Genomic DNA, 26775 nt, shown 5'->3' with positions numbered 1-26775 from the left:
CGTCTCCGCCGAGACGACGCCGTCGCGTCGTCTCGCGTGCCGGTGGTGGGGTTCCTCTCGTCGGCGGTCGGCGGACCCGTCTCTTCGACTATCGGCCCGGCCCGACGGTCGTTCGGCCCGATAAAACGGCGATTAACCGCGATGCTCGACGGTAAACTGCCACTTAGCAATTAGTCCGTATAACTGAATATATCTCGAAGGAGAAAATGACACGAACTGTCACGGCTGTGGTCGTCATCGCGGTCATCATCGCGACAGTCGGGGCCGGTCTCGGTGTGGTGCCGCCCTCGACGGCAGCGACCGACTCGGCGAACAGTCCGCCGACGGCCGACGCCGGCGACGACCGGACCGTCGACGAGGGGACGACGGTTCGACTCGACGCGAGCGGGTCGACGGACCCCGACGGCGACGTCGTCACGCACACCTGGACACAGGCCGGCGGACCGCCGGTCACCCTCTCGAACCGCTACGCGACGTCGCCGAACGTCACCGCTCCCACGGTCGAATCGAAGACCACGCTGACGTTCGAGGTGACTGCACGAGACGGTGACGGAGGGAGCGACACCGCCACCGTCACCATCACCGTGGTCCCGACGAACGACCCGCCGACGGCCGACGCCGGGAGCGACAGGCGCGTCGAGGCGGCGGCGAGCGTCGAACTCGACGCGGGCGGGTCGACCGACCCGAACGGCGACACGCTCTCGTACACCTGGCGACAGGTCGGCGGTGCGAGCGTCGCGCTCGTCGGAGCCGACACGGACACCGCGTCGTTCACCGCACCGTCCGTCGACTCACCCGTCCGCCTCACCTTCGAGGTGACGGCCACTGACCCCGGTGGTGCGAGCGCGACCGATACGGTCGGCGTCACCGTGACGCCCGCCGACGCCCCGACGTACACGCGCGACGAGGTCGCCCAGGCGACGTACGGCTACGACTTCGATACCCTCAGCACCGAGTCGGCGCGGGAAATCGAGGAACTGTACCTCCGTCAGCCGTACCCCACCGCGACCGCGCCCGACGAGTTGCGGACCCGCGAGGAACTCTCACGGGAGCGGCACGCCCAGTCGTTCGACGGGCTGAACCGCTCCGAGACCGTCGGCGTGCAGTCGGCGTACGACGCGCAGTTCGGGGAGGACGGGGACGCCCCGTACACGCGCGACGACATCGCGCAGGCGAAGTACGGCCTGAACGCGACCGAGTTGAGCACGGAGACGGCCGGACAGGTCGAGGAACTGTACGACCGCCAGCCGTTCGCGGGCCTGCGACCGGATGCGGTCCGCACCCGCGAGGAACTGTCGCGTGCGGCGTACGGGGTGGACTACGCCGTCCTTAGCCGCGACAGCCGGCTGACGATCGAACGGCGGTACGACGCGCAGTTCGGCACGGCCGGTTCGCCGGCGAACTTCTCGGTGGCGGCGCTGTCGGCGTCGGCTGCGGCGTCCAAGCCCGAGGCCGTCCGGGTCACTGCCCGGGTCACGAACCACGGCTCGACAGCGGGGACGCAGACTGCCGACCTCAGACTCGACCGGGACGGTGACGGAAGGCTGGAGGACGACGCGTTCGAGAACGAGTCGCTCACCCTCGACCCCGGGACGACGACGCGGGTGAACTTCACGGTCCCCGTCGACGCGTTCGGAGCGGGCACGCCGCGCTACGGCGTGGACACCGCGAACGACAGCCGACGCGCCTCGCTCACCGACGAGACGCTGGCGTCCGTCGCGACGGGTGACGAGGCGGACGAGGGCGGAAACGACGGCGAGAGCGTCACCGACGTCACGGACGGGGGCACCGACGCCGACGGTTCCGTCTCCACCCCCCAGATGCGCGACGGTGACGCGGTCGTCGGCCTGTCGGAACTGCGCGCGAACCACCGGTACGAGGTCGACTTCGGCGACGGGGTGTCGGCCAGCGGTGTCACCGTGACGGGGCAGGAACTGATGCTCGTCCGGGGCGACGAGCGGGCGTCCCTCCGGGTCGCCGCGTCGGAGGCGACGACGGACGACGCGCCGGAACTCACCGGGACGTTCGCGTACCTCCGCGTCGAGGCCGAGGGACTCGCGGACGAGGACATCCGGGAGGTCGACTTCCGCTTCCGCGTCTCGCAGTCGCGACTCGACGCGGCGGACGCCGACCCGAACGACGTCAGACTCTACCGGTACCACGACGGGGAGTGGGTGTCGTACGAGACCGTCTACCGCGGCGACGGGCGGTTCGAGTCCGGCGACGTACCGGGCTTCTCCGTGTTCGCGGTCGCCCCGTCGGACGCGTCCGCGACGACGCCGACCGAGACGGAGACACCGACTGCGACGACGCCGCCGACTGAGACGGAGACACCGACTGCGACGCCGACTGAGACGGAGACACCGACTGCGACGACGCCGCCGACTGAGACGGAGACACCGGCTGCGACGCCGACGCCGACCGCCGAACGGTCGACCACCGGGAACGAGACGACGACGGAGTCGTCCGCGGAGGCCGAGTCGGCGGCGACGGAAACCGAACCGTCGACCACGCCCCGGCCGACGACGTCCACGCGGTTCCCCGGGTTCACGCCGGTGACCGTGCTGGCGGCGCTTGTCGTCGTCGCATCTCTCGTGCGTCGACTGCACGGCCGGCGCTGACCGGTCGACGGCGAGCGACCGCAGTCGAACCGGCCGTCACGCTCCGCGCGCTCGCGCCGCGGGCGTCTCGCGGGGCGGTCCACCGACCAGGGCGCCGCTGGTACAACGGGCACGCCGTACCGCGGTGGACTGGACGAGTTCACAAAGGATTTAACGTGACGTCTCGTCGTCACGAATAACGTCCAGCGGCCTCCTCTCCCCGACTCACGCCGGACGGTCCCCCTCCATGTCGTCACGATACGCAACCACTGATTCGCCCTCTCTCGGCATCGTTACGGTCGCGCTCGTCGCGTACTCGCTCGTCGTCTGTGCGCTGCACTTCGGCGGCCTCGCCCACGAGGTGTACACCGCCATCTGGTGGTGGGACATCCTGACCCACTCGCTGTCGGGCTTCGGCGTCGCCGCCTGGCTCGCACTCGTCCGGTTCGTTCCCCTCGACGCCCGGCAGGTCGTCGTCCTCCCGCTCGTCGTCGTCGCCATCGGCGCCGGCTTCGAGGTGTACGAGTACCTCTTCAAGGACTTCTACGTCGAGTGGACGCTGGCGTACTACGCCACCGACACGGTCATCGACCTCGTCGTCGACGGCCTCGGTGCCGCCGCCTTCGCCGTGTGGGCGCGCACCCGGCTGACGGACGAGGACCACGACGCCTCGCTTCCGACCGAGTGAGAGCGAGCGCCTCGAAGCCGACCGCGCTCTCCTCGTGTCACCGACTCGGTCACAGTCACCGCCCGGGAGTGCGAACCGGGTCCGGTCGCGGGGTGTCAGTCAGCGCCGCCAGTACGCCGGCGTGAAGATGATGAGGACCGACAGTATCTCCAGGCGACCGATCCACATCAGGAGGACCATGTACAGCTTCGTCGCGTCCGAGAACGGCAGGAAGTTGTTCATCGGTCCGACGACGCCGACGCCGGGACCGATGTTTCCGAGCGTCGCGATGGCGGCGCTGACGGCCTCGATACCCGTCAGTTCGAGCCCGACTCGCAGGCTGTCGAGGTAGATGAGAACCGTCGAGACGGCGAAGATGGCGAGGAAGGTCATGGTGAAGACGAACAGCCCGCGAATCGTCGACTCGTCGATGACCTCGTCCGCGAGGCGGACCGGACGAACCGCCTCGGGGTGGACCGAGGTGAACAGTTCGCGGACGGCCGCCTTCTGGATGAGATACCAGCGGATGATCTTCACCGACCCGGCGGCCGATCCGGCCGACCCGCCGAGGAACATCGCCAACAGCAGAACGACCTGCGCCGACTGGTCCCACGTGTTGAAGTCCATGCTGGCGTACCCCGTCGTGGTGACGACGGCGGCGGTCTGGAACGCCGCCTGGCGAAGCGCGTGTTCGAGGTCACCCGGGATGGGGTCGAGACCGGACGGAACGGCGTCGAGTCCGACGCCGGTAAAGAGGAGGGCGGCGAGCAGCGCGCCGACGACCCCCATCGCGAACAGGTAGGTGCGGAACTCGGCGTTGTTCGTCAGTCGCGTCGGTTCGCCGTCGAGGACGTACCAGAAGAGCGCGAAGTTCGTTCCGGCGACGACCATGAAGAACGTGATCGCCCACTGAACCGCCGGCGAGAAGGCTTCGACGCTCCGTGCTTCAGGAGAGAACCCGCCGGTCGGCATGGTCGTGAGCGCGTGCGCGACGGCGTTGTACGCGCCCATGTTCGGCGCCACCCCGCGAGGTGGAGCCCGTAGTACACGACCATCGCGGCGACGGTGAACCCGATGTAGATGCGCCAGAGGATCCGTGCGGTGTCGCGAATTCGCGGCGTCAACTTCTCGATAGAGAGCCCGGGGGCTTCCTGGTCGACGACCTGTGCGCCGCCGACCGAGAGTTCGGGGAGGATGGCGACCATGAGGACGATGATACCCATCCCGCCGAGCCACTGGGTCAGCTGTCGCCACAGCAGAATCGACCGCGAGTGTTGCTCGAAGGATATCTCGCCGAGGACGGTCGCCCCGGTGGTCGTAAAGCCCGACATCGACTCGAACAGCGCGTTCACCGGGTCGGCGACGGTCCCCTGTCCGGCGACGAGATACGGGATGGTTCCCACGAGCGGAACGGCGAGCCACGTCAGACTCACCAGTAAGAACGCCTCGCGGTGACCGAGGTCGGGGTCGGTTCGGAGCCGTTCGAGCCCTCCGCCGACGACCGCCATCACGCCGATCGCCACGACGAACGGCAGCGGGCTCTCGCCGTAGTAGACGGCGACGGCGAGCGGCAGCAGCGGCGCGATCGCCATGTACTTGATCACCGACCCGACGAAGCCGAGGCTCGTCCGATAGTCGACGGGCGGGTCGAACTCGGCGTTCATTCGCGTCGTCCCGCGGGAGCGGTCGCAGTCATCTGCGTCCACACGCCGCTGGACGCAGTCGGCGCTGGCTAGTCGCGCTCGTCCACGAGATATCCCGACCAGACATTTATCGTGGTACATTGAGAGGTACGACCTACATGGGCGCTTCGGTCCGACGATCGGACGTCGCCACGGGGGACACACCGTGAGCCACTCTGGACGGCGGGAACCGACGGCCAGCCTGAGCTTACTCGACGCGACGATGGTCGGTATCGGCGCGATGATCGGCGCGGGCATCTTCGTCCTCACGGGACTGGCGGTGGACATCTCGGGACCGGCGGCCATCGTCGCGTTCGCCCTCAACGGCGGCGTGACGACGTTCACGGCGCTCTCGTACGCGGAACTCGCCGCCGCCATCCCGCGGAACGGCGGCGGGTACGCCTACGTCCGCGAGGTGTTCTCGGCGCCCGTCTCGTTCGTCATGGGGTGGACGCGGTGGTTCACCTACATGATCGCCGGGTCGCTGTACGCGCTCGGGTTCGCGTCGAACTTCATCGAGTGGGGCCACCTCTACGGCATCGAACTGCCGGGTCCGGCCGTCGGCTACGCGCTCTTCGCCGTCGCCGCGCTGGTGACGCTGAACGCCCTCTCGACGGAGGCCTCCGGCAAGGGCGAGACGGTCATCACCCTCGTCAAGATCGCCATCCTCGGCGTGTTCGTCGCGTTCGGCCTCACGGCAGCGCGAACGGGTGAGTTCCGGCCGCTGTTCTCGAAGGGCGCGCTCTCGGTCCTGCCGGCGATGGGGCTGACGTTCATCGCGTTCCAGGGCTACGACCTCATCGCCACCGTGACCGAAGAGGTGGAGAACCCCCGCGTGAACATCCCGCGGGCCATCATCCTCTCGGTCGTGGTGACGGTCATCGTCTACCTCCTCGTCGTGTTCGTCGCCATCGGCACCCTCGGCGCGGAGGCGCTGGGCGGTGCGGGCGAGACCGCCATCGCGCAGGCGGCCGAGGGCTTCATGCCCCGGTTCCCCGTCATCGGGACCGGCGCGTCGCTCATCGCCTTCGGCGCCGTCTTCTCGACGATTTCGGCCCTCAACGCCGTCGTCATCGGCTCCTCGCGCGTGGCGTTCGCGATGGGGCGCGAGGGGCAGTTGCCGGCGCGACTCGGCCGCTTTCACCACCGGTACGGCACGCCGCTCGCCGCCATCGCCGCGAGCGCGGTGTTGATGCTCGTCGCCGTCGTCGTCGTTCCCATTCGGGTCGTCGGCAACCTGGCCAGCCTCTTCTCACTGCTGGGCTTCGTCGTCGTGAACCTCGCGCTCATCCGCCTCCGGAGCCAGCAACCGGACCTCCAGCGGCCGTTCGAGGTCCCGTTCTACCCCGTGACGCCGATTCTCGGCATCGTCTGTAACCTCCTCCTCGGCCTCTTTATCGACCCGTTCACCTGGGCGCTCGCGCTCGGGTGGCTGGCGTTCGGTGGCGTCGTCTACCTGGTCTGGTCGCGGCGCCGCGAGCGCCCGCGCGACGAGGCCGAGGCGGCCGAGATACAGGCACCCGAACCCATCGCCTCCGCCGAGGAGGGCGACGACTGAACCCATCCGTACCATGAACTCGACTCCCGACACCGACACCGACACCGACGTACAGGACCTCCGGGTCATCCTCGCCGGCGGCGGCGAGATGGGCGTCCGAACGGCGGAACTCCTCACCGACCGCGGACACGACGTGGTCATCGTCGAAGCCGACGCGGAGCGCTGTCGCGAACTGACCGACGCGTACCTCGCGACGGTCATCGAGGGCGACGCCGCCCGACCGGAGACGCTTCGGCAGGCCCAGCCGAGGAGGAGCGACGTCGTCGCGGCGCTCACCGACGACGAGACGACCAACTTCGCCGTCTGCATGGCCGCCCAGCGCATGGCGCCCGAGGTGCGGACCGTGATGCGCGTCACCGCCACCCCGGACGAACTGTACGAGGAGTACGTCGACGGCCTCGTCTTCCCCGAACGGCTCGGCGCGCGCGCGGCGACGAACGAAATCGCCGGCGGGGGCGTCCGGACGATAGAGGACGTCGCCGGCGACGTCGAAATCGTCGAAATCGAAATCACGGAGGCCGCGCCCGTGGCCGGCAAGCGCCTCGACGAGGTCCGCCTCCCCCGGGGAACGCTCATCATCGTCGACTACCAGGGCAACCGACTGGGAGGGCCCGATACGGTGCTCGAAGTGGGCCACCGCTACGTCGTCGCCGTCGAGTCCGACGTCGCCGACGAGGTGATGAACCTGATGCGGGGCTGACGGGCGCGTTCGGTTCGCCGTCCCCGGACGCAGTGTGGGGCTGTCCCGTCGTTCTCTCAGGGTCGTGCCGGTGGTGCGGTCCGTCGGCGCCGATTCTCGGGGACGGAGAACGAGGCGTGGTGTTGACGCTGTCGCGTCGGCATTCACCGGTATGAACACCTGGAACCACCGCGAGGCTCGTGCCCTCGTCGACGCGTTCCGCCGGTCGGGACAGATCAGCGCCGACACCGCAACGCGAGCCTACGAACTCATCGACGGCGATCAGCCCGTTCGCGCGCTCGTGCTGGTCCGAACGGCGGTCCCGTACGTGTCGGCCGTCGGGTGAGGGCAACGGTCGCTCGACCCGGGACCCCGGCCGCAGCGGCGCGCTACGGCGACAGCCGTTTCCGCATGACCGTGGCGGTATCGGGACACAGCGACTCGAACTGGCTCGTCCCCCGAATCGACGCGGGCGCGTCCGCACGGTCGACCCGCTCGTAGCCGCGGGCGGCGAAGAAGTCGGCCGCCGTCGTCGTCAGCAGGTAGAGCGTGTCGACTCCGTCGCTCGCCGCCTCGTGTTCCAATCGGTCACAGAGGGCGGCACCCGCGCCGCGGCCTCGCATCGACTCCTCGACGACGACCGACCGGAGGAGCCCGTCGGGCGGGAATCGTTCGATACCGCCGACACCGACCTTCTGCTCCCCTTCGAACGCGACGAAGAAGTAGCCGGGGTTCGCGCGAACGTCCGCCGTGGGGAGGTCGTTCCGCGCCAGGAGGCGCTCGACGTAGTCGAGGGAGTCGGAGGCGTCTGCGTCGACCGCCCGGAGCGACACCGTCTGCGTCACGGGCGTCCTTCATCGTCCGGGGGCATAAGTCCTCAGTCGGTCGTGACGACGAGTTTGCCGACGCTCTCGCGCTCTTTCATCGCCGCGAACGCCGCGCCCGTCTCGGCGAGCGGGTACGTCGCCTCGACGGCCGGGTCGAGGTCGCCGGCCGCGACGAGGTCGACCAGTCGCTGGAGGTCTCCCTGCGTGCCCATCGTGCTCCCCTCGACGCGCTTGTGTCCGAGGAACAGGTCCGGGACGTCGAACTCCGACACGCCGCCGGCGGTGCGACCGCAGACGAGCATCCGCCCGCCGCGGCGCATGACGTCGAGGCCGAGTCGGGTGTAGGGGCCGCCGAGGTGGTTGACGACGGCGTCGGGCGCACCGACGTCCTCGACGGCCGGGCGGATCTCGTCGGGGTCGGTCGACTCGACGGCGTGGTCGAGTCCCAGCGATTCGACCTGGTCGAGTTTCGTCGCCGACGAGGAGGTGCCGACGGTCCGAACTCCCGAGAGAGCCGCGAGTTGGACCGTCGCGACGCCGACGCCGCCTGTCGCGCCCGGGACGAACAGGAGGTCGCCGGGACCGAGGTTGGCCCGTCGGAGCATGTGGTACGCCGTCATGTACGCGGTGGGGAGGGCGGCCGCGGTTGTCGCGTCGACCGAGTCGGGGAGCGCGAGGAGGCGGTCGGCAGAGACGAGCGCCTGCTCGGCGAGGCCGCCGTGGTACAGCGAGAACTCCGCACAGCGGTTCTCCGGACCCTCCCGACAGAAGCGACAGGTCCCGCAGGTCTCGTTCGGACAGAGGACGACCCGGTCGCCGGGTTCCACGTCGACGCCCGCACCGTCGCCGACGGAGCGGACGACGCCGGCCACGTCGAGGCCGCTGACGAACGGGAGCCGTGAGGCGTCGACCATCGCGGAGTCGCCTTCGAGTATCCAGAGGTCGTGACGGTTGATCGCGCAGGCGTCGACGTCGACGACGGCCTCCCCTCGTCCGGGTTCGGGGTCGGGACGCTCGACGAGTTCGACGCCGCTCGGTCCGGTCAGGTCGGTGAAGGCAGCGGCACGCATCGAGCCACCTTCGGCCGAGGGACGGATAGGCGTGTTGCCCGCCACGGCGCGGTGGCCGATTCGACGCACGGCCGTCCCAGTCGGAAGCGTATAGCCCGACGGTCGTTCCCACCTCCTGAGACGAGTCGCTGAATTGACGTGTGGGAGCGTCGTACACGACAACATGCCCAGCGATCCGCACGGGCCGTGGACGGGAACGCCGATGGGCGAGTCGGCGGTCGACGACCTGCTCGATTCGAAGGGGTGGGGCGTCCTCTCGCTCGCGGCCGACGACGAACCGTACAGCCTCCCCATCTCGTTCGGGTACGACGGCGACGCCGTCTACTTCGGGTTCCTCCGGACGGGCGAGGAGAGCCGCAAATCCGCGTTCGTCACGGATGGGGCGACAGCGCGCCTCCTCGTAACGGACGTGCGAGCGCGGTTCGACTGGCGGTCCGTGGCCGTGACCGGTCCCCTGACGGCCGTCGACTTACCGGACGACGACTGGGAGACGCTGCGGTCGCTGCTCAACGCGAACCCGTGGTCCTCCACGCAGTTCGCGAACGTCGACCTCGTCGAGGGGCTTCGCGGCTGGCGACTCGACCCCGAGAGCGTCCACGGGCGTGCGGTCCGGCCGGACCGCGGGTGAGCCGACAGCGAAGACAGGGAGCGTCCGCGGGCGGCCGAGACGGAGAGAGCCGAGGCGCGTCACTCGACGGCGCTGGCCGCCCGAATCATCGTCGACTCGTCGAACTTCGGCGCTACGAGTTGCAGACCGACCGGAAGCCCGTCGGCCTCGCCCGCCGGCACCGAGATGGCGGGGAGGTTCGCGAGGTTCACGGGAACGGTGTTCGCGTCCATCAGGTAGAGTTGGAGGGGGTCGTCGAGGCTCTCGCCGAGTTCGGGGGGGAGGACGGGCATCGTCGGCGACGCCACGAGGTCCACGTCGTCGAACACCCCTTCGAAGTCCCGACGCACCCAGGCGCGGGCGTCCTGTGCCTTCTTGTAGTACTTGTCGTGGTAGCCCGCCGACAGCGCGTACGTCCCGAGGAGGATGCGCCGCTTGACCTCGGCGCCGAAGCCCTCCTCCCTGGCTCGCGCGAACGACTCGTTCCAGTTGCCCTCTCCACCGGAGAGGCCGTAACGGACGCCGTCGAACCGCGCGAGGTTCGAGGACGCCTCGGACGTGGCGATGACGTAGTACGCCGCCAGCGCGTGCTCGATGGATTCGAGCGAGACCTCCTCGTAGGTGGCCCCCTGCGCCTCTAACTCGGAAATCGAGTCCCAGAACGTCTCGACGACGCCCTCGTCGGCTCCCTCGATGAGTTCGGTCGGGACGCCGAGCGTGAGGCCGTCGACGTCGCCGCCGGCGGCCGCGGCGTAGTCGGAGTCGTCGCCCTCGGCGACGGTGGTGGAGTCGTTCGCGTCCTCCCCCGAGATGACGTCGAGCAGCGACGCCGCCTCGGAGACGGAGGGAGCGATGGGACCGATCTGTTCGAGCGAGTTGGCGTAGGCGACGAGGCCGTACCGGGAGACGAGACCGTACGTCGGCTTGATGCCGACGACGCCGCAGAACGCGGCGGGGCAGCGAATCGAGCCACCGGTGTCGGACCCGAGCGCGAGGTCAGCCTCGCCCGCCGTGACGGCCGCGGCCGACCCGCCGGAGGAGCCTCCCGGAACGCGGTCGGTGTCGACCGGGTTCCGAGTCGGGCCGAACGCCGACGTCTCCGTGGTGGTTCCCATCCCGAACTCGTCCATGTTCGACTTGCCGACGATGGTCGCGCCGGCGTCCTTCAGTCGGGAGACGACCGTCGCGTCGTACGGCGCGACGTAGTCGTCGAGCATCGCCGACCCGCAGGTCGTTCGCACGCCCTCGGTGGAGATGTTGTCCTTGACGGCGACCGTCTTCCCCGCGAGGGGGCCGTCGGCGTCGCTCTCGATGCGCTCCTCGGTGATGAAGGCGTTCAGCGAGGCCATCTACGACACCCGCGGTCCCTTGAAGTAGCCCGCTTCGGTCTCCGTGGCGTTCGAGAGCGCCTCCTCCTGGGAGAGGCCCTCGCGGACCTCGTCGGGACGCATCACGTTCACGAGGTCCTCGTCGGCCTCGATTTCGGGCACCTCGTCCAGCGCGTCGAAGTACGCGAGGATGTCGGCGAACTGCGCGGCGAACTCCTCGACCTCCTCGTCGGCCAGGTCGACGCGCGCCAACTCCGCGACGTGACGCACCTCCTCGCTGTCGACGGGCGAATCGCTCATGGATGACCGAAACCGTGGCCGGGGAGTAAGGGTTTCGATGCCCGACCGTGCCGGGAGCCGTCACCGCGAAAACCGGCCCCAGAGGACCGTCGGCGCAGAGACTAGCCACCAGAGGGGCGTCAGCGACCGAGTTCCGAGAGCCGCGTCCCAGCGTGGTCCGCATCGACTCGACGTCGCCGCCGATGCGGACGAGCTGATACCCCTCCTCACGCGCCGCCTGCGCCGCGCTCACGTCGTTTCTGATTCGCCCGACCGGAACGCCCGCGTCGAGGCAGGCGTCGCGCGTGCGGTCGATGGCGGTCCGAACGGCCTCGGTGCTCTTCTCTAACGGGTCGCCGCCCGACATCGACATCGCGAGGTCCGCCGGACCGACGAAGGCGAAGCCCAGTCGGGGAACGGCGAGCAGTTCCTCGATGTTGTCGACGGCGCGTTCGTTCTCGACCATCGTCCCCACGAGCACCTCGTCGTCCTCGCCGCCGACGTAGCTGTCGGTGTAACCCGCCCACCGCCCCGTCCGGCCGATGCCGACCCCCCGGTCGCCGAGGTCGCCGTCGTACGAGAAGTACGCCGCCTTCACCCCCCGGCGGAGTTCCGCGGCCGTCTCGATTCGCGGGAGGAGAATCGTTCGGACGCCCGCATCGAGCACCTTCCGAATGAGAGGTGGCTCCGGTGCGGGAAGTCGGACGAGGAGTTCGATGTCTCCCGCCTCGGCCGCACGGGTGAGTGCCTCGAAGGCGGTGCTGTCGTACGGACTCGGCCCGCCGTGTTCGAAGTCCAGCCAGACGAAGTCGAGGCCGATGTCGCCGAGCGTCTCGACGACCGTCGGCGAGAACGTGTCTGCGCTCGCTCCGAACAGGGTCTGGCCGTCCTCTAACGCCCGCCGGATGCCGTTTTCGGTCCTCATCGGCCCGCCTCCTCGAGTGCCTCTCGGTTCACCGTCGACTCGGGGAGTCCCCCTTCGTAGACGGTGCGGACGTTCGCGGCCGCCTGCCGGCTCATCCGTTCCAGCGCCTCCGCGGTCACCCCGCCGACGTGTGGCGTCAGGAGGACGTCGTCGCGTGCGTAGAGGGGGTGTCCCTCGCCCGGCGGTTCCTCGGCGAACGTGTCGAGGCCGGCACCGCCGAGTCGGCCCCCGGAGAGGGCTTCGACGAGGGCCGCCTCGTCGACGACCTCCCCTCGTGCCGTGTTGACGAGGAGGCCATCGGGGCCGAGCGCGTGCAACTCCTCGTCCGAGACGACGCCCCGGGTCTCGGAGGTGAGCGGCGCGTGAACGCTCACCGCATCGGCACGCTCGAAGAGCGCGAGGCGGTCCGCGACGCGTTCGACTCCCGCGGGGACGTCCTCGTCCGCGACGTAGGGGTCGTAGGTGCAGACGCGCTGGCCCATCCCCCGCGCGAGGTCGGCGACTTCGCGGGCGATAGCACCGAAGCCGAACAGACCGAGCACGTCGCCAGTCAGTTCGTGACCCGCGAACGTCGAGCGGTTCCACGCTCCGCTGCGGACGTGTCGGTCCGCCGTCCGGAGGTTCCGGCGGACGCCGAACAGGAGCGCCATCGCGTGTTCGGCGACGGAGCGCGCGTTGGCACCGGGAGTGTTACAGACGACGATGCCGCGACGTGACGCCGCGTCGACGTCGACGTTGTCGAGGCCCGCGCCGTGTTTCGAGATGACCTGCAACCGACGTGCCCGCTCGACGACGTCCGCGTCGAGTTCAGTCGTTCTGACGATGACTGCGTCGTACCGCCCGATGTCTCCGAGCGCGTCGGCGACGTCCGCGTACTCGTCCATCCCGGTACACCGAGCGAAGTCGTCGATCGACGCCGGCCCCGACGGGTCGATGTGTGCCGGGAGGAGAACCTCCCACTGGGTCGACATGCCGGAGGATTCACACGGACCGGCAAAAGCGTGTGCGTGTGTACGGGTGTCACTCGGCGACACCGGTCAGTTTCGAGTGAGTCCCCCGTAGCACAACATTCATGTTGTCGAACGCGTTCACCAAGCGTAATCGAACACCGTGTGCGAATCGTGTCGCTCGTGCGCCGTCTAAACCGCACTGTGTGTTATTTTTCATCTTTTTGCACGAGAGACTAATTAGGCAGATTTAAGTATCTCAATCCCGTATCAATATATCGACAAAGACTGCCCCGCAGTCACTTCTCCCCCACCCCAACCAATGACTGAATCCGTCCGAAGCTACGACCCGGAGCAGGCCCGCGCACGCGCGCGCACAGGCGAGGCCGAAGAGACCGAAGACGAATCCGCGACGGCAGACGAGTCCGTCGAGTGTCCCGAGTGCGGCGGTCCCCTCGCGACCGACACCGAACACGGCGAGACGGTGTGTGAACACTGCGGTCTCGTCGTCGAGGAGGACGAGATCGACCACGGTCCCGAGTGGCGTGCGTTCGACGCCAACGAGAAGGACCAGAAATCGCGAGTCGGCGCCCCGACGACGAACATGATGCACGACAAGGGGCTCTCGACGAACATCGGCTGGCAGAACAAGGACGCGTACGGTAACTCGCTCTCGTCGCGCCAGCGCGAGAAGATGCAGCGCCTCCGCACCTGGAACGAGCGCTTCCGCACCCGCGACTCGAAGGAGCGAAACCTCAAGCAGGCGCTCGGCGAGATCGACCGCATGGCATCGGCGCTGGGGCTTCCCGACAGCGTCCGCGAGACCGCGTCGGTCATCTACCGCCGCGCGCTCCAGGACGACCTCCTTCCAGGGAGGAGCATCGAGGGTGTCGCCACCGCGTCGCTGTACGCCGCCGCCCGCCAGGCCGGAACGCCCCGCTCGCTCGACGAGATTACCGCCGTCTCCCGCGTCGAGAAGGACGAAATCGCCCGGACGTACCGGTACGTCGTCCGCGAACTCAAACTCGAAATCAAGCCCGCGGACCCCGAGCAGTACGTCCCCCGGTTCGCCTCGGATCTCGACCTCTCCGACGAGTCCGAGCGGCGCGCCCGTCAGCTCCTGCAGAACGCCAAGGAGGCGGGCATCCACTCGGGCAAGTCCCCCGTGGGGCTGGCCGCGGCCGCGGTGTACGCCGCCTCCCTCCTCACCAACGAGAAGGTCACCCAGTCGGAAGTGAGCGAGGTCGCGAACATCTCCGAAGTGACGATCCGAAACCGGTACCACGAACTGCTCGAAGCCGAAGAGCAGGTCCAGGTGCCCTAGACCGCGTCGAGCTTGGTTTTGTCTCCGTCGTCAAAGACACCCGGCGGAGCATACGCCATAGCCATCGGCCACTCTATCTCACAGTCTGACTCGGGCGAGGGCGGGAGTGTTGCAGTGTCCTGGCGAGCAGTGAGCGCGAGCACGAATGCGTCAAGGACGTCGTCGAACGTCACTTCAGGGGTGTGCTCGTCGGACTCGGCCTCAACGTTCCGGCACTGACAGAGCGCTTCCCACAGCGTGGTCGCCGTGTCACCTTCGAACTCGTCGTCGAGAACATCGTACCGGTCGGCGAGTCCTGCATCCGAGTGTCGGGTTGCCTTCGAACGAGAGAGCGGTCTGCCGCCGTTCAGCGCGGTGAAACAAAGCTCCGGGTGACTCTCAGCGAGTCTGTTCGAGACGTCGTCCACATCAGAACACTCACCGACGAACGTGTCGACCTCGGCGATCTTGTCCAGTAGCGAAAGCGCCTGGCTCGTGAGTCCACGACCCGTCACCTCCCGCTGTGCCTCTCGCGCAGCGTCACGTTTTCGGGCGTCTTCGGCATGTTTCCACGCATCGACCGCTTCTCGGATGGGAACCTGAAAGACGCTCGATGGGGAAGCGATCCGTTTCCGGGCAGCGGTATCACAGGCGCGTATGTACTCGCTTGACTTGCTGCCCGAAACGAGACCGACAGGAACGTCGACCAGCACCGAGTCACACGTGTTACACTCGTCCCAGACCGCACTGAACGACTCTTCGACGACAGTAGTGGCGTCCGTTCCCTCGAGTACTATCGCGACCCACCCGTCATAGCAACCATCGACACCAGCGACGCTCATAGGGTGATGTTAATAGTCTCGATAATGAAATTTTCTCTGATCCGAATTGTTTTGCATCTGCTATCCAATCCTGTGCGTATGAGCACCGAATCCGACACCGACCCGATCCCCGAATACGCCGCGTGGCTCCTCGTCCTCGTCGGCCTGTGGACGCTGGCCTCGCCGTTCGTCTACCCCGTCGACGGCGCGGCGTTCAACAACACCATCGGCATCGGCGTCGTGACGACGGCGCTCGCGCTCGTCATCGCGGTCGGTCTCCGCAACGAGTAGGAACGGAAACGCCCAAACCCGCCCGGGCGGACCCTCGGACATGGAGACGACACGGCACTTCACCGCGACGGTCTATCTCGTCCACGACGGCGCGACAGCCCTCCACGAGCACCCCCGACTCGACATCCGCCTGCCGCCCGGCGGCCACATCGACCGCGACGAACTCCCTCACGAGGCCGCCCTCCGCGAGGCGCGCGAGGAAACGGGGCTCGAACCCACTCTCCTGACCGACCACGCCGAAGTCGCCTCCGAGACGTCGCGGGCCATTCCCCGGCCGCGCCACCTGATGCTCGCCGACGTCAACCGCTACGGCGACCAGGTCGGCCACCAGCACATCGACCACGTGTTCTTCGCGACGGTCGACTCCCGGGCGCTGACCCCCGACGACGACGAGGAACCGGCGAGCGCGTGGGACTGGTACACGACCAGAGAACTTCGTGCGGCGGACGTCGACAACGACGTCCGCGAGTTGGGAGCCGAGGCGGTCGCGGCGGCCGCCGAGTACTCCGGGTGAGGCCGGCGTCACCGGCGCGCGAGACCCTTCGCTTCGAGCCGGTCGAGGGCGTCGTCCACGTCGACCGGCGGGTCGTCCCAGCCGAGCCGGTCGAAGAGACGGACAGTGGCGGGCGGCTCTAATCCCGCGGTCGCCAGCGTCTCGGGGTCCGTGAGGACGTCCGCGACCGGGCCGTCCGCGACGAGTTCGCCCGCGGGACCCACGACGACGACCCGGTCGGCCACTCTCGGGATGAGTTCGACGTCGGGCGTGACGGTCACGAGAGTCGTCCCCGCTCGGTGGCGGCGGTCGAGGATGTCGAGGACGTCGGCTGTCCGCGGGGCGTCGACGGCGCTCGTCGGCTCGTCGAGGAGGAGCACGCACGGTTCGAACGAGAGGACGCACGCGAGCGCCGCTCGTTTCTTCTCGCCGCCGCTCAGACGGTGCGGCGGCTTGTCGAGGAGGCCGTCGAGGTCGAGCGCATCGGCCAGGACGCGCACACGCCGATCCGCCTCCTCGCGTGGGACGCCCAGCTGTGCGGGGCCGTACTCGATGTCGGCTCGGACCGTCGTGTTGAACAGGGAGTCGTCGGGGTCCTGCAGGACCACCCCGAGACGCTCGCGGACCGTCTCGGCGGTCGTCGTCTCGCCGAAGTACTCGACGTGGCCTCCAGAAGGCTCGACGAGCCCGCCGAGGACCTGGAGGAGCGTGCTCTTGCCGGAACCGTTCGGCCCGGTGACGGCGACACGCTCGCCCGCCGCGACGTCGAGGTCGATCCCGGAGAGCGCGACAGTCCCGTCCGGATACGCGTAGTGGAGGTCGCGGGCACGGAGGACGGGCGTAGTCACGCCAGGACCACCAGCGCGAGCGCGCCGAGAACGACCGTGGCGAAGACGCCGTCACGGACGCCGAGCGGGCGTGGCCGACGATACGGCGACGCCGGACGGGCACCGCCGCGGGCACGCATCGCCCGTTCGACGCGCTCACCGCGTTCGACCGTCCGGAGGAGGAAGCTCCCCGACAGCGTGCCGAGTTCCCGCCACTCGGCGACGAACCCACGCGGGCGGAGTTGTCGGCTCTCGCGGGCGAGCAGCGCCCGGTGGAGTTCGGCGAAGCACAGGAACAGGTAGCGGTACGTGAGCGCGAGCAGCGTCGTCAGCGTCGTCGGCGCGCCGAGGCTCCGGAGGGTCGACACGACCGTGCCGAACGGCGTCGTCAGCGAGAGGACGGTCACGAGCGCGACGCTCGCGACGACGCGCGTCTCGAACAGTGCGACGTACGCGAGCCCCGACTCGGTGACGGCGACGCCACCGACAGTGAAGAGCGCCGTGCCGGGCGTGAGGACGAGTTGTGGGAGGACGACGACGCCCGAGAGCGCTGCGAGCGTCAGCGTCCGTGCGAGGAACGGTCCGAGCGGGACGCGCGAGGCGACCGCAAGCACGAACGCGAACCCCAGGAGTCCGGCGAGCGCCGCGAGGTCCGACGAGAGGGCGGCCGCGACGAGGAGCGCGGTGATACCGAGGAGTCTGACGGTCGGGTGGAGACGCTGGACGAACCCGTCGGTCGCGGCCGTCTCCTCGGTCACGAGCGCGGTTCGGACGACGTTCGCGAGGTCCGTCGAGACGTGCAGGACGGCTCCGGCCATCGCGTTAGAGTCCGAGGTCACGGCCGAGCAGTCGACCGGCGCCGACCGCGACGGCGAGAGTGATGGCAGTCCCGAGCAGTCCGGAGACGAGCGTGCCGACGACCGTTCCCGTGCCCGGGACGGAGTAGTCGGGGAACGGGCTAGACAGGAGCGTCCGTTCGTGCTCGGTCGCCCCGGTCGCCTCGGCGACGTTCTCCAGTGGCTCGGCATACCCTACCGCACCGGCGGCGAGCGCGAACACCGGCGCGAGGACGACGAGGACGACGAGGACGACGAGCGAACGGCGGAACCAAGTGGGAGTGTCCGTCCAGCGGCCGTTCATACTGCCGCCTCCTCGACCGCGTCGGTAGAGGTGTTCGACCCGGCGACCCCGAGAACCAGGTCCGGGCGGACGTCGAGGAGATACCGGACCACGAGGACGGTGATGAGTCCCTCGACGAGGCCCAAAACGGCGTGGCCCACGGTCATCACGGTGAGGGTCGTCCCGAGGTCGTACGCGAACGTCGACGAGAGGCCGGCCTGAAGACCGACGGCGGCCGCCGAGACCGTAATCGCACCCCAACCGGCGACGAACGCGGCGAGCGTCTCGTCGACCCCGACGAGCGCACGGAAGAGGGCGTAGCCGACGAACACGTCGATGACTGCCATGTTCAGGAGGTTCGCGCCGAGCGCGAGGACGCCACCGTCGCCGAAGACGAACGCCTGGACGACGACGACCGACGCCATCGCGAGACAGCCCAGGTACGGACCGAGCAGGATGGCGGCGAACGCGCCACCGACGAAGTGTGCGCTCGTCCCGCCGGGGATGGGCCAGTTGAGCATCTGCGCGGCGAAGATGCCCGCCGAGACGACGCCGAGTAACGGGACGCGCGTGCCCTCAAGGCCACCGTTCAGTTTCCACGACGAGAAGGCGATGGCGGCCCCCGCGAGCAGGAAACAGCCCGCGAGAACCCAGGGGTCGAGAAAGCCGTCAGGGATGTGCATGCTGTGTTCGCTCGGACTGTTTCGCCAGCCCCCGATAATACTTTCTACTTGGTTCGTAATACTGACCGTTCGGCGACGAATGACGAAACATATCGGGTTAGATTCTCCCTCGTCGCAGCTATTCGTCCACCGAACGTGGGTTAGACCCGAAAGACTGACGCGACCGACGGAGAGAAAGTTTCATCGCGTCGGGGCCAGCACCCCGAGGCATGTCCGAGCGCCTCGAACGTGTGAGCCTTACCGTCCCGACCGATCTGCTCGCGGAGGTCGACGGCGTCGTCGCTGACGCCGACTACGACAGCCGTTCGGAGGCCGTCAGGGACGCGCTCCGGGGCTTCGTCTCTTCGTACCGATGGCGCGACGACCTCGACGGCAGACACCAGGGCTCCGTCGTCGTCCTCTACGATCACGACGTGACGGGCGTGACGGACGCCCTGCTCGACCTTCAGCACGACCTCCACGAGACGATCATCTCGACTCAGCACGTTCACCTCTCGGCGGACCGCTGTCTGGAGACGCTGGTCGTCGACGGCCCGGCGGCGGACATCCGCGAACTCGTCCGTCGGATCCAATCGCTCCGAGGGATCCACCAGGTCCAGTTGGCCGTCGTCGGGGCCGACGACGAGGTCGCCTCCGTCCACGATGGGGGCCGCGACCACAGTCACGGTCGGGGACACGGACACGAGCGCGCGGACGAGACGGGAGACGACCACTGACCGAGTCGCCGTCCCCCGACCGACTCACCCATCCGCGTCGGCATCTACCAGCGACCGGATGTACCGCCCGACGTGGTCGTCCATCCGGCGCTTGTAGCCCGCCCGACGGGCGAGTCGGTCGAGTTCGCGCGAGACGAGGCTCCCGTACTGGACTGCCTTCTTCGGAGTGGCGACGACGCCGGGGGGGAGCACGCCTCCGGCGGCGCGTCTGAGCGCGATCTTTCGCTCGTCCTCGGTCGCGAGCAGGTCGTCGGGAGCGCGAGGGCGGCCGCTACCACCCGGTCGTGGAGGAGCGGTGCGACGGGTTCGACGCCGGACGCGCGGAGCGCGAGGACGTCCCGTGCTAACTGCTGTGGAAGCGTCTCTATCGTCTCGCGGCGCGCCCCGCGGACGGTGTCGGCGTCGACGCGGGTGTCCTCGGCGGGGGAGACGACCTTCGCGTAGCCGCCGAACAGTTCGTCCGCGCCCTGTCCGACGGCTAGTCGGGAGAACCCCTCGGCCTGAACGCGTTCTGCGACGAGGAAGAGCGGGAGCGCGATCTGAACGTCCATCGGATTCGTCCGTCCCGTGGCGCGAACGATGTCAGGAACGGCACGGACGAGGTCGCCGTGTGAGAGGTCGACGACGCGGAGGTCGCGGTCCATCGCGGTCGCGGCCTCGCGGGCGGCCGCCACGTCGTGCGAGTCGGGGAAGCCCGCGACGTAACAGGGCGCGTCGACGCCGCTGGCGACGAGCGCCGAGTCGACTCCTCCGGAAAACGCGACGGCCAGCGAGTCGGCGTCGACGTCGCGGACGGACCGGAAGACGGCATCGCGGACAGCCTCGATGGCGGCCTCGCGGTCGGTTTCGGGAGCGGGGTCGGGAAGCGTCCACACGCGCGTCTCCTCGTTCGACCGGAGGTCGACGAGACGGCCGGCGTCGACGAGTCGCGGGTCGTCGAGGCGTCGAGGCTCGAAGCTCCAGCGCGCGCGTTCGCCGTCGACGAAGACCGGTTCCCTCCCGAGGACGTCGCGGACGACACGGCCGCCGCGCCCCCCGACCACGGCGTCTCCTTCGACAGTCACGTCCGTGTCGAGCGCGCCGGCGAACCCGCCGGTCCCGGGGAGCGGGTTCCGTTCCGAGAGCGCGGTTCGAACGAGGTCGGAGGACGCGCCGCGGAGGGCGTCGCGGGTCATGTCCCGGTTCCGTTCGCGTCCGTCACCATCTGTGACCCTCAGAAGACGTCGAGAACGGTGTGTTTCACGCGACGGGGGACGCCCGAGAGCGCCTGCTGGATGGAGACGCGCCAGGGGGTTCTCCGTCCCACGACGCTCGTCCGTCCCGCGCAGATGGCGTCGAGGATCGCCTCCGGAGTGCGTTCGTCCGTGTCGACCTCCGTGACTGCGCGGCCGACCATCTCGGCGATGTGGGCGTCGCTGCCGGCGGTCATCGGGAGGCCGTGTTCCTCGGCGAACCGCTCGGCCTTCCGGTTCGCGAGGCCCGTCAGGAGCCGGGAGTTGTACACCTCGATGGCGTCCGCCGTCGCGAGTTGTTCCCGAGTGATGTGCCGGGCGACGCCGTGTCGGGAGGTCTGGAACGGGTGCGGGACGATGGCGATGCCCCCCAGGTCGCGGATACGATCGAGCGTCTCGTCGAAGGGGAGCCCCGCGGGCACGAGGTCGGAGATGCCGAAGGCGAGGACGTGTCCGGCGGCCGACGAGATTTCCATCGCCGGGATACCGACGAGGCCGTAGTCGGGCGCGATAGAGGCCGCGTCGAGGCTCGCGTCTATCTCGTCGTGGTCCGTGACGGCGATGGCGTCGAGGTCGGCCGCCTGCGCGCGTTCGAGGAGGTCCTCGACGGGGTCACGCCCGTCGTACGACAGCGCGGAGTGTGCGTGCAACTCGACCGATAACACGGGAGGAGATTGCGGCGGTCAGTAAAAAAGCGCCTCGGTCCGTCTCGGTCAGACCGTCGACTGTGCGTCCGTGGGGACGACCCGAGGTGCCGAATCCCCGCAGACAGGTCACTCGCCGGCCATACTCGGCGCGATGATGACGACGGTCACGAGGACGGCGAGTGCGACGCCGACGACGTAGAAGACGATCGGTTCTCCGACGTGTCCCTCGCTGAGGGCCGTGAGGAACTCGTGGTCGAGTGCGATCACCGCGAGGCCCGCGACGGCGAGCAGGATGCCGAGGGAGCCCCAGACACGTGACTCATCCATTACTCGTGGGGTGGTTCGTGACTCGATATAGGAGTGTCGAAATCCCTCGTCGAACGCGGGCAGCAAGCGGCGTCACCGCGCACCGAAAACGTCGTGCCAGCCCCTGTCGGAGCGGTCGGACAGCGCCGGGACCCCGGCGTTCTCACCACTCGAACGGGCGCTGTCCCCGAACGGGTTCGAGACGTCAGAAGCCGCCGTCGAAGACCGCTTCGAGTCGCCTGGCCGCGTCGGGGCGGTACGTCCAGTTTCCCATCCACTCGTTGTCGTAGAACGTGTCGATTGTCGCACTCATATCCAGTGGGACAGCCCGGATAACATGACGATGTTCGTGAAAATGCCAGCCGTGAGAGTCAGTCGGCTGCCGAGGGACGTCCGCAGGACAAACCGTTTCACCCGGGTGGTCGTACGTGGACCGGATGCAGTTACAGGACGTGACCGTTCGGGAGGGCGGACAGATGCCCGGTCGGTCGTACGGGGCTCAAGCACGGGTCGACGCGGCACGGGCGCTGGACCGACTCGGCATCGAGTACGTCCAGGTCGGCTTCGCCGCCGCGGGCGACCCCGACGCGGCCGCCATCGAGCGTGTCGCCGACGAGTGCGACGCGGCCGTCGTCTCCATCGCCCGCGCCCTCCCCCGGGACGTCGAGGCGGCGCTCGACGCCGGTGCCGACGTCGTCGAGGTGTTCGGACCGCTTTCGGACCTCCACCTCGAACACACGGTCGGGAAGACACGGGACGAGATGCTGACCGCGATGCGGGCGGCCGTCGACGCGGTCCACGACGGCGGGGCGACGCCCACGCTGACGTTCGTCGACGCGTTCCGCACGCCGCCCGACGTCGTCGCCGGGGCGACCGCGCGATTCGACGACGCCCGGTTCGTGAGCCTCGCCGACACGGTCGGAACCGCCACCCCGCGTTCGGTACGAGCGTTTCTCGACTCGGTGGGCGAGTCGGTCGACCTCTCGCGGGTGGGCGTCCACCTCCACGACGACCTCGGCTGTGCGACGGCCAACGCGCTCGTCGCCGCCGACCGCGGCGTGGGCCGGGCGGACGTCTCCGTCGCCTCGCTCGGCGAGCGGGCGGGAAACACGGCGCTCGAAGAACTGGTCGTCGCGGCCGCCCTCGACGATGGGGAGGGGTTCGGCCTCGACTCTCGACAACTGGTTCCGGTGTGCCGCGACGTCCTCGACGCGCTGGACGAGTCGGTCGACCCCCGGAAGGCCGTTCTGGGCGAGGCGGTCCACGAACACGAGTCGCCCATCCACGTCGCCGCGATGCTCGAAGAGCCGAGTTCGATGGAACCGTACGAACCGGCGCGGTTCGGCGGGCGTCGGACGCTAGTGTTCGGCGCGAACACCGGACGCGGCGGCGCACGCCGACTGCTCGAACGCGCCGGGCGGGACCCGAGCGACGAGCGCGTCGAACGCCTGCGCTCCGCCCTCGCCGACGAGGGTCCGATGGGCCTCGATTCGGCGCTCGACCTGGCACGACGGGTGTGAGCCCGGAGAGTCGGGGCAGACCAGGTCAGGTCAGGTCAGGGCCCGTCGAATCCGGCACCGACGGTCGGGGCGACGAGGACGACGGCCGGGAGGACGGTCTCGACCGGTCCGCGGGCGAAGTCGTCGAAGAGGTCACGGAGCGCAGTGACGGTGTCGGCTTCGAACCCCGCGCGTTCGAGGGCGTCGGGCGAGAGTTGGGGAACGTACGGCGTCGACTCGACGAGGTCGACGGTGACCTCCCGGGCCGCCGCACACGCCGTCCCGAACGCCGACGAGTCGAGGTGCGGTTCGAGGTCGGTCCACATCCGAGCGAAGGCGTCGGGCCACTGCACCAAGCAGCGATAGATCGAGGGCAGTCCCTCGTCGAAGCCGTGGAACGCCTGGACCGACCGGACCGTCTCCTCGACCGCCGGGTCGAAGTCGTCGAACGCGCCCATCGTCGGCGCCAGTCCGCGGTCGCCCTCCAGCCACTCCGGCAGCGGCGCGGTCGCCGCCTCGTCCGTCCGCGGGTCGACGCCGACCGGTTCGTCGTGGAGCGACCGGTAGACGAACTCGAAGGTGACGGCGAGGCGGGGAGCGACCGTGTCGAACGTCCGGAGTTGGCCGTGGAGTTCGCGCCAGGCCCACGGGTCGAGTCCTAACTCCCGGGCCCGGTACCGGGGGAGGTCGTCGAACGGCTCACGAAGCGCCGTGCGGTACGCGACGCAGGCCTCGCCGCACAGTCGCGTCTCGAACACGGGCTTGAGTTGCGCCCAGAGGTACCGGGTGAACGCGGGTTCGTTCGCGGTGAGCGTCCGGAAGATCCAGTTGACGACGGGCGCGCGGAACGTCGCCTGGATGTCGTCGTAGAGGCCGCGCTGCCACCCCGTCGCAGCGGAGTCGTACAGTTGCACGCTGGTGTCGATAGCCATGCCCGAGCGACGACGGGGAGCGTCATAGTTCCTCCTCGTTCGGGGAGTGAGGCGGGCGAGCGGTCCGCATCGATGTCCACGGCTGGACGGACGACCGCGACGCCCGTACTATCCACGAACGTGGATAGGGAAACGCATTAATGGGGACGGGATAGACAGGGAAGTGAATGAGCCTTCGCGATTCGGACCGCGCTATCGTCGAGCGCGAACTCGGCCGGGAACCCACGGGAGCCGAGGCCGCGCTCTTCGAGAACCTCTGGAGCGAACACTGCGCCTATCGGTCGTCCCGGCCCCTCCTCACCGCGTTCGACAGCGGGGGTGAGCAGGTGGTCGTCGGTCCCGGCGACGACGCCGCCGTCGTCGCGCTGCCGGGGAAGGAGGACGTCTACATCACCCTCGGCATCGAGAGCCACAACCACCCCTCGTACGTCGACCCGTTCGACGGCGCCGCGACGGGCGTCGGCGGCATCGTCCGCGACACGCTGTCGATGGGGGCGTACCCCATCGCCCTGACCGACTCGCTGTACTTCGGCCCCTTCGAGAACGAGCACTCGCGGTACCTCCTGGAGGGCGTCGTCGAGGGTATCAGCCACTACGGGAACTGCATCGGTGTTCCGACGGTCGGAGGAAGCGTCTGTTTCCACCCCGACTACGAGGGGAACCCGCTGGTGAACGTCGCGTGCGTGGGGTTGCTCTCCCCGGAGCGACTGGTCACCGCCGAAGCTCAGTCGCCCGGCAACGAACTCGTCCTCGTCGGGAACGCGACCGGGAGAGACGGTCTCGGCGGCGCTTCCTTCGCCAGCGAGGACCTGAGCGAGGACGCCGAGACGGAGGACCGGCCCGCGGTGCAGGTGGGCGACCCCTACGCCGAGAAACTCCTCATCGAGTGTAACGAGGCGCTCATCGACGAGGGACTCGTGCTGGCCGCGCGGGACCTCGGGGCCGCGGGGCTGGGCGGGGCCTCCTCCGAACTCGTCGCCAAGGGTGACCTCGGCGCGCGCATCGAACTCGACCGCGTCCACCAGCGCGAACCGGACATGAACGCGCTCGAAATCCTGCTGGCGGAGTCCCAAGAGCGGATGTGCTACGAAGTCGCCCCCGAGAACGTCGAGCGCGTCCGCGAACTCGCAGAACGGTTCGACCTCGGCTGTTCGGTCATCGGCGAGGTGACCGATGGCAACTACGTCTGCACCTTCGAGGGGGAGACAGTCGTCGACGTCCCCGCCGAGTTCCTCGCGGACGGCGCGCCGATGAACGACCTCGACTCGGTCGAACCGGCGGAAGCCGAGGTCGACCGCCCGGACGTCGCTCCGGCGGAGGCGTTCGAGTCGGTCGTGAGAAGCCCGAACACGGCGTCGAAGCGGTGGGTCTACCGCCAGTACGACCACGAGGTCGGCAACCGAACCTCCGTCCGCCCGGGCGACGACGCCGCGCTCGTGGCCATCAGAGAGGCCGGAAAGGGTCTCGCCATCTCGGCCGGAGCGGACCCCAACTGGACGAGCGCCGCCCCGTACGAGGGGGCTCGCGCCGTCGCGTTCGAGAACGCGACGAATCTCGCGGCGAAAGGGGCGCGGCCCCTCGCCGCCGTCGACTGTCTGAACGGCGGCAACCCGGAGAAGCCGGACGTGTACGGCGGCTTCAGGGGCATCGTCGACGGCCTCGCCGATATGTGCCGGACGCTTTCGGTACCAGTCGTCGGCGGAAACGTCTCGCTGTACAACGACTCCGTCTCCGGCCCCATTCCGCCGACGCCCACGCTGGCGATGGTCGGCGTCTCCGACACGTACGACGCGCCTCCCGCCAGCGTCGCCGGGGAGGGAACGCTCCTCGTCGTCGGGGCGAGCGGGGATGCCCTCGGCGGGTCGGAGTTCCTCGCGCAGTTCGGCGGCAGCGACCGGTTCCCGACGCTCCCCGAAGAGCCCACGGCGGTCGTCGACGCCCTCGCCGACGTCGCGGGGCAGGAGTCGACGCTCGCGGTCCACGACGTGAGCCACGGCGGCCTCGCGGTGACGCTCGCGGAGATGGTCGGACGTGACGGGGGCGTCGACGCCGCCGTCGACTCGGTGGGCGACTGCTTCGAGGAGACGCCCGGCCGCGCGGTGGTCGAGACGACCGCCCCCGAACACGTGCGGGAACGCTTCGACGACGTCGCACCGGTCGCCGAAGTGGGCGAGGCGACCGGTGACGGAACGCTGACGCTCGACGTCGTCGGCGAGACGCTCACGTACGGCTACGAGGAGATTCAGGAGTTACGGGACGTGCTCACGAGGGAACTGGAGTAAGAGCGGGGAGCCGTCTCCCGGGGGAGAACCGAACACGCCCCGCCGTCGCAGCGTGGTCTCAGAGGGAAGGCAGGTCGGCGCTCGAACCGACACCGTCCGAGACGGGGCGAATCGGGCTGAACACGACGCCGACGTTTCTGAGCCCCACGTCCGCGAGCGGGCCACCGAACAGTCCCGCGAGGCTGAGAGAGAGTGATATCTCAGGCTGCGAGCAGCGGAATCCCGAACACGACGACGAGGCCGACGACGAGGACGGCGAGGCCGATGCCGACCTGCGAGGTGCTGAACGCCTGCATCGGCGAGGTGGTCCGGTGGTCCTCGTTGGCGCCGTGGAAGTCGCCGTGGCCGACGTCTTCGCCCTCGCTCTGCCCCCGGTGGTCCTCGTGGCCTTCGCCCGCGTGATGGTCGTCTCCGTGAGCGTGGTCGTCCATACGCGGGGATACGCGGCAGGATAC

At 69.0% G+C, this 26775-nt stretch carries 26 protein-coding genes and 3 pseudogenes; 12 read left to right on the top strand and 17 right to left on the bottom strand.

Annotation, left to right across the window (positions count from 1 at the left end):
• Positions 1-206 precede the first annotated feature (206 nt).
• On the top strand, positions 207-2621 hold the full coding sequence (locus C2R22_RS06765; RefSeq protein ID WP_162562407.1) for a PKD domain-containing protein: 2415 nt from the start codon (positions 207-209) through the stop codon (positions 2619-2621).
• 226 nt (positions 2622-2847) lie between these two features.
• Positions 2848-3288: a hypothetical protein gene (locus C2R22_RS06760; RefSeq protein WP_103425081.1), complete on the top strand. Its 441-nt coding sequence runs from the start codon at positions 2848-2850 to the stop codon at positions 3286-3288.
• A gap of 99 nt (positions 3289-3387) precedes the next feature.
• On the opposite strand, the pseudogene C2R22_RS06755 reads toward C2R22_RS06760, so the two are convergent.
• Positions 3388-4931: pseudogene (locus tag C2R22_RS06755) on the bottom strand (TrkH family potassium uptake protein).
• 184 nt (positions 4932-5115) lie between these two features.
• Between C2R22_RS06755 and C2R22_RS06750 the strand changes: the two are divergent.
• The 3 genes from C2R22_RS06750 (at position 5116) to C2R22_RS24940 (ending at position 7532) form a co-directional block, all read left to right on the top strand.
• Complete coding sequence (locus tag C2R22_RS06750; RefSeq protein WP_103425080.1) at positions 5116-6507, top strand: APC family permease; 1392 nt, start codon at positions 5116-5118, stop codon at positions 6505-6507.
• Between the two features lie 13 nt (positions 6508-6520).
• Positions 6521-7207: a potassium channel family protein gene (locus tag C2R22_RS06745; protein WP_103425079.1), complete on the top strand. Its 687-nt coding sequence runs from the start codon at positions 6521-6523 to the stop codon at positions 7205-7207.
• Between the two features lie 151 nt (positions 7208-7358).
• A complete protein-coding gene (locus tag C2R22_RS24940) occupies positions 7359-7532 on the top strand; it encodes a hypothetical protein (protein WP_162562406.1) in 174 nt (57 codons plus the stop codon).
• A 43-nt stretch (positions 7533-7575) separates the two neighbouring features.
• On the opposite strand, the gene arsN2 is transcribed toward C2R22_RS24940, so the two are convergent.
• Both arsN2 and C2R22_RS06735 read right to left on the bottom strand, forming a co-directional pair.
• A complete protein-coding gene (gene arsN2 / locus C2R22_RS06740) occupies positions 7576-8031 on the bottom strand; it encodes an arsenic resistance N-acetyltransferase ArsN2 (RefSeq protein ID WP_173862782.1) in 456 nt (151 codons plus the stop codon).
• 32 nt (positions 8032-8063) lie between these two features.
• Positions 8064-9083 carry an alcohol dehydrogenase catalytic domain-containing protein gene (locus C2R22_RS06735; protein ID WP_103427599.1) on the bottom strand — a complete coding sequence of 340 codons (1020 nt, stop codon included), beginning with the start codon at positions 9081-9083 and terminating at the stop codon, positions 8064-8066.
• Positions 9084-9246: 163 nt separating this feature from the next.
• Between C2R22_RS06735 and C2R22_RS06730 the strand changes: the two genes are divergently transcribed.
• Entirely contained in the window at positions 9247-9711 is a 465-nt protein-coding gene (locus C2R22_RS06730; RefSeq protein ID WP_103425078.1) for a pyridoxamine 5'-phosphate oxidase family protein, read from the top strand.
• Positions 9712-9770: 59 nt separating this feature from the next.
• Here the strand turns inward: C2R22_RS06730 and gatA are convergent, their stop codons facing one another.
• From gatA to C2R22_RS06710, 4 genes and pseudogenes are all read right to left on the bottom strand, one after another.
• A complete protein-coding gene (gatA, locus tag C2R22_RS06725; protein WP_103425077.1) occupies positions 9771-11039 on the bottom strand; it encodes an Asp-tRNA(Asn)/Glu-tRNA(Gln) amidotransferase subunit GatA in 1269 nt (422 codons plus the stop codon).
• The gene (gene gatC / locus C2R22_RS06720) at positions 11040-11318 is read right to left on the bottom strand and encodes an Asp-tRNA(Asn)/Glu-tRNA(Gln) amidotransferase subunit GatC (RefSeq protein WP_103425076.1); all 279 of its coding nucleotides are present in this window, start codon (positions 11316-11318) and stop codon (positions 11040-11042) included.
• 217 nt (positions 11319-11535) lie between these two features.
• Positions 11536-12222 (bottom strand): annotated as a pseudogene (locus tag C2R22_RS27395) (HpcH/HpaI aldolase family protein); the annotation flags it as partial.
• Positions 12219-13193: a hydroxyacid dehydrogenase gene (locus C2R22_RS06710; protein WP_103425075.1), complete on the bottom strand. Its 975-nt coding sequence runs from the start codon at positions 13191-13193 to the stop codon at positions 12219-12221. The gene C2R22_RS06710 and the pseudogene C2R22_RS27395, both read right to left, overlap by 4 nt.
• Positions 13194-13491: 298 nt before the next feature.
• Between C2R22_RS06710 and C2R22_RS06705 the strand changes: the two genes are divergently transcribed.
• Complete coding sequence (locus C2R22_RS06705) at positions 13492-14493, top strand: transcription initiation factor IIB (RefSeq protein ID WP_103425074.1); 1002 nt, start codon at positions 13492-13494, stop codon at positions 14491-14493.
• Here the strand turns inward: C2R22_RS06705 and C2R22_RS06700 are convergent.
• Positions 14490-15314, bottom strand: coding sequence for a DUF429 domain-containing protein (locus C2R22_RS06700; protein ID WP_103425073.1), 825 nt, complete (start codon positions 15312-15314; stop codon positions 14490-14492). The two genes, C2R22_RS06705 and C2R22_RS06700, sit on opposite strands and share 4 nt — an antisense overlap.
• Positions 15315-15392: 78 nt before the next feature.
• Between C2R22_RS06700 and C2R22_RS06695 the strand changes: the two genes are divergently transcribed.
• Positions 15393-15584: an SPW repeat domain-containing protein gene (locus tag C2R22_RS06695; protein WP_103425072.1), complete on the top strand. Its 192-nt coding sequence runs from the start codon at positions 15393-15395 to the stop codon at positions 15582-15584.
• Positions 15585-15624: 40 nt separating this feature from the next.
• A complete protein-coding gene (locus C2R22_RS06690; RefSeq protein ID WP_103425071.1) occupies positions 15625-16098 on the top strand; it encodes an NUDIX hydrolase in 474 nt (157 codons plus the stop codon).
• Positions 16099-16106: 8 nt separating this feature from the next.
• On the opposite strand, the gene C2R22_RS06685 is transcribed toward C2R22_RS06690, so the two are convergent.
• Genes C2R22_RS06685 through C2R22_RS06670 form a run of 4 tightly spaced genes read right to left on the bottom strand, consistent with a single transcriptional unit; the run spans position 16107 to position 18706 of the window.
• Positions 16107-16925, bottom strand: coding sequence for an energy-coupling factor ABC transporter ATP-binding protein (locus C2R22_RS06685; RefSeq protein WP_103425070.1), 819 nt, complete (start codon positions 16923-16925; stop codon positions 16107-16109).
• Positions 16922-17743, bottom strand: coding sequence for a cobalt ECF transporter T component CbiQ (cbiQ, locus tag C2R22_RS06680; protein WP_162562405.1), 822 nt, complete (start codon positions 17741-17743; stop codon positions 16922-16924). Before cbiQ ends, C2R22_RS06685 begins: the two co-directional genes overlap by 4 nt.
• Positions 17727-18044, bottom strand: coding sequence for a PDGLE domain-containing protein (locus tag C2R22_RS06675; protein WP_103425068.1), 318 nt, complete (start codon positions 18042-18044; stop codon positions 17727-17729). Before C2R22_RS06675 ends, cbiQ begins: the two co-directional genes overlap by 17 nt.
• A complete protein-coding gene (locus C2R22_RS06670) occupies positions 18041-18706 on the bottom strand; it encodes an energy-coupling factor ABC transporter permease (protein WP_103425067.1) in 666 nt (221 codons plus the stop codon). Before C2R22_RS06670 ends, C2R22_RS06675 begins: the two co-directional genes overlap by 4 nt.
• Positions 18707-18915: 209 nt before the next feature.
• On the opposite strand from C2R22_RS06670, the gene nikR reads away from it, so the two are divergent.
• A complete protein-coding gene (nikR, locus tag C2R22_RS06665) occupies positions 18916-19422 on the top strand; it encodes a nickel-responsive transcriptional regulator NikR (RefSeq protein WP_103425066.1) in 507 nt (168 codons plus the stop codon).
• 24 nt (positions 19423-19446) lie between these two features.
• Here the strand turns inward: nikR and C2R22_RS06660 are convergent.
• The 3 genes and pseudogenes from C2R22_RS06660 to C2R22_RS06650 all read right to left on the bottom strand — a co-directional run bounded on the left by C2R22_RS06660 (position 19447) and on the right by C2R22_RS06650 (position 21628).
• A pseudogene (locus C2R22_RS06660) lies at positions 19447-20597 on the bottom strand (asparagine synthase-related protein).
• A gap of 38 nt (positions 20598-20635) precedes the next feature.
• Positions 20636-21319 carry a PHP domain-containing protein gene (locus tag C2R22_RS06655; protein ID WP_103425065.1) on the bottom strand — a complete coding sequence of 228 codons (684 nt, stop codon included), beginning with the start codon at positions 21317-21319 and terminating at the stop codon, positions 20636-20638.
• Between the two features lie 108 nt (positions 21320-21427).
• Positions 21428-21628, bottom strand: a complete 201-nt coding sequence (locus C2R22_RS06650) for a hypothetical protein (protein WP_103425064.1) — start codon at positions 21626-21628, stop codon at positions 21428-21430.
• A 416-nt stretch (positions 21629-22044) separates the two neighbouring features.
• Here C2R22_RS06650 and C2R22_RS06645 point away from each other — a divergent pair, with 416 nt between their 5' ends.
• Positions 22045-23127 (top strand): LeuA family protein, encoded by a 1083-nt coding sequence (locus C2R22_RS06645; protein ID WP_103425063.1) that lies wholly within the window; start codon positions 22045-22047, stop codon positions 23125-23127.
• Between the two features lie 35 nt (positions 23128-23162).
• On the opposite strand, the gene C2R22_RS06640 is transcribed toward C2R22_RS06645, so the two are convergent.
• Positions 23163-24038: a halocarboxylic acid dehydrogenase DehI family protein gene (locus C2R22_RS06640; RefSeq protein WP_245902910.1), complete on the bottom strand. Its 876-nt coding sequence runs from the start codon at positions 24036-24038 to the stop codon at positions 23163-23165.
• A 167-nt stretch (positions 24039-24205) separates the two neighbouring features.
• Between C2R22_RS06640 and purL the strand changes: the two genes are divergently transcribed.
• Positions 24206-26320 carry a phosphoribosylformylglycinamidine synthase subunit PurL gene (purL, locus tag C2R22_RS06635; RefSeq protein WP_103425062.1) on the top strand — a complete coding sequence of 705 codons (2115 nt, stop codon included), beginning with the start codon at positions 24206-24208 and terminating at the stop codon, positions 26318-26320.
• A 200-nt stretch (positions 26321-26520) separates the two neighbouring features.
• Here purL and C2R22_RS06630 read toward each other — a convergent pair whose 3' ends face one another.
• Positions 26521-26751: a DUF7550 family protein gene (locus C2R22_RS06630; protein ID WP_103425061.1), complete on the bottom strand. Its 231-nt coding sequence runs from the start codon at positions 26749-26751 to the stop codon at positions 26521-26523.
• Positions 26752-26775: the final 24 nt, after the last annotated feature.

Source organism: Salinigranum rubrum (genome assembly GCF_002906575.1).
GTDB classification, from domain to species: Archaea; Halobacteriota; Halobacteria; order Halobacteriales; family Haloferacaceae; genus Salinigranum; species Salinigranum rubrum.
Note: the sequence above shows the minus strand (reverse complement) of the source record. Positions and strands in the feature narration are given on the sequence as shown.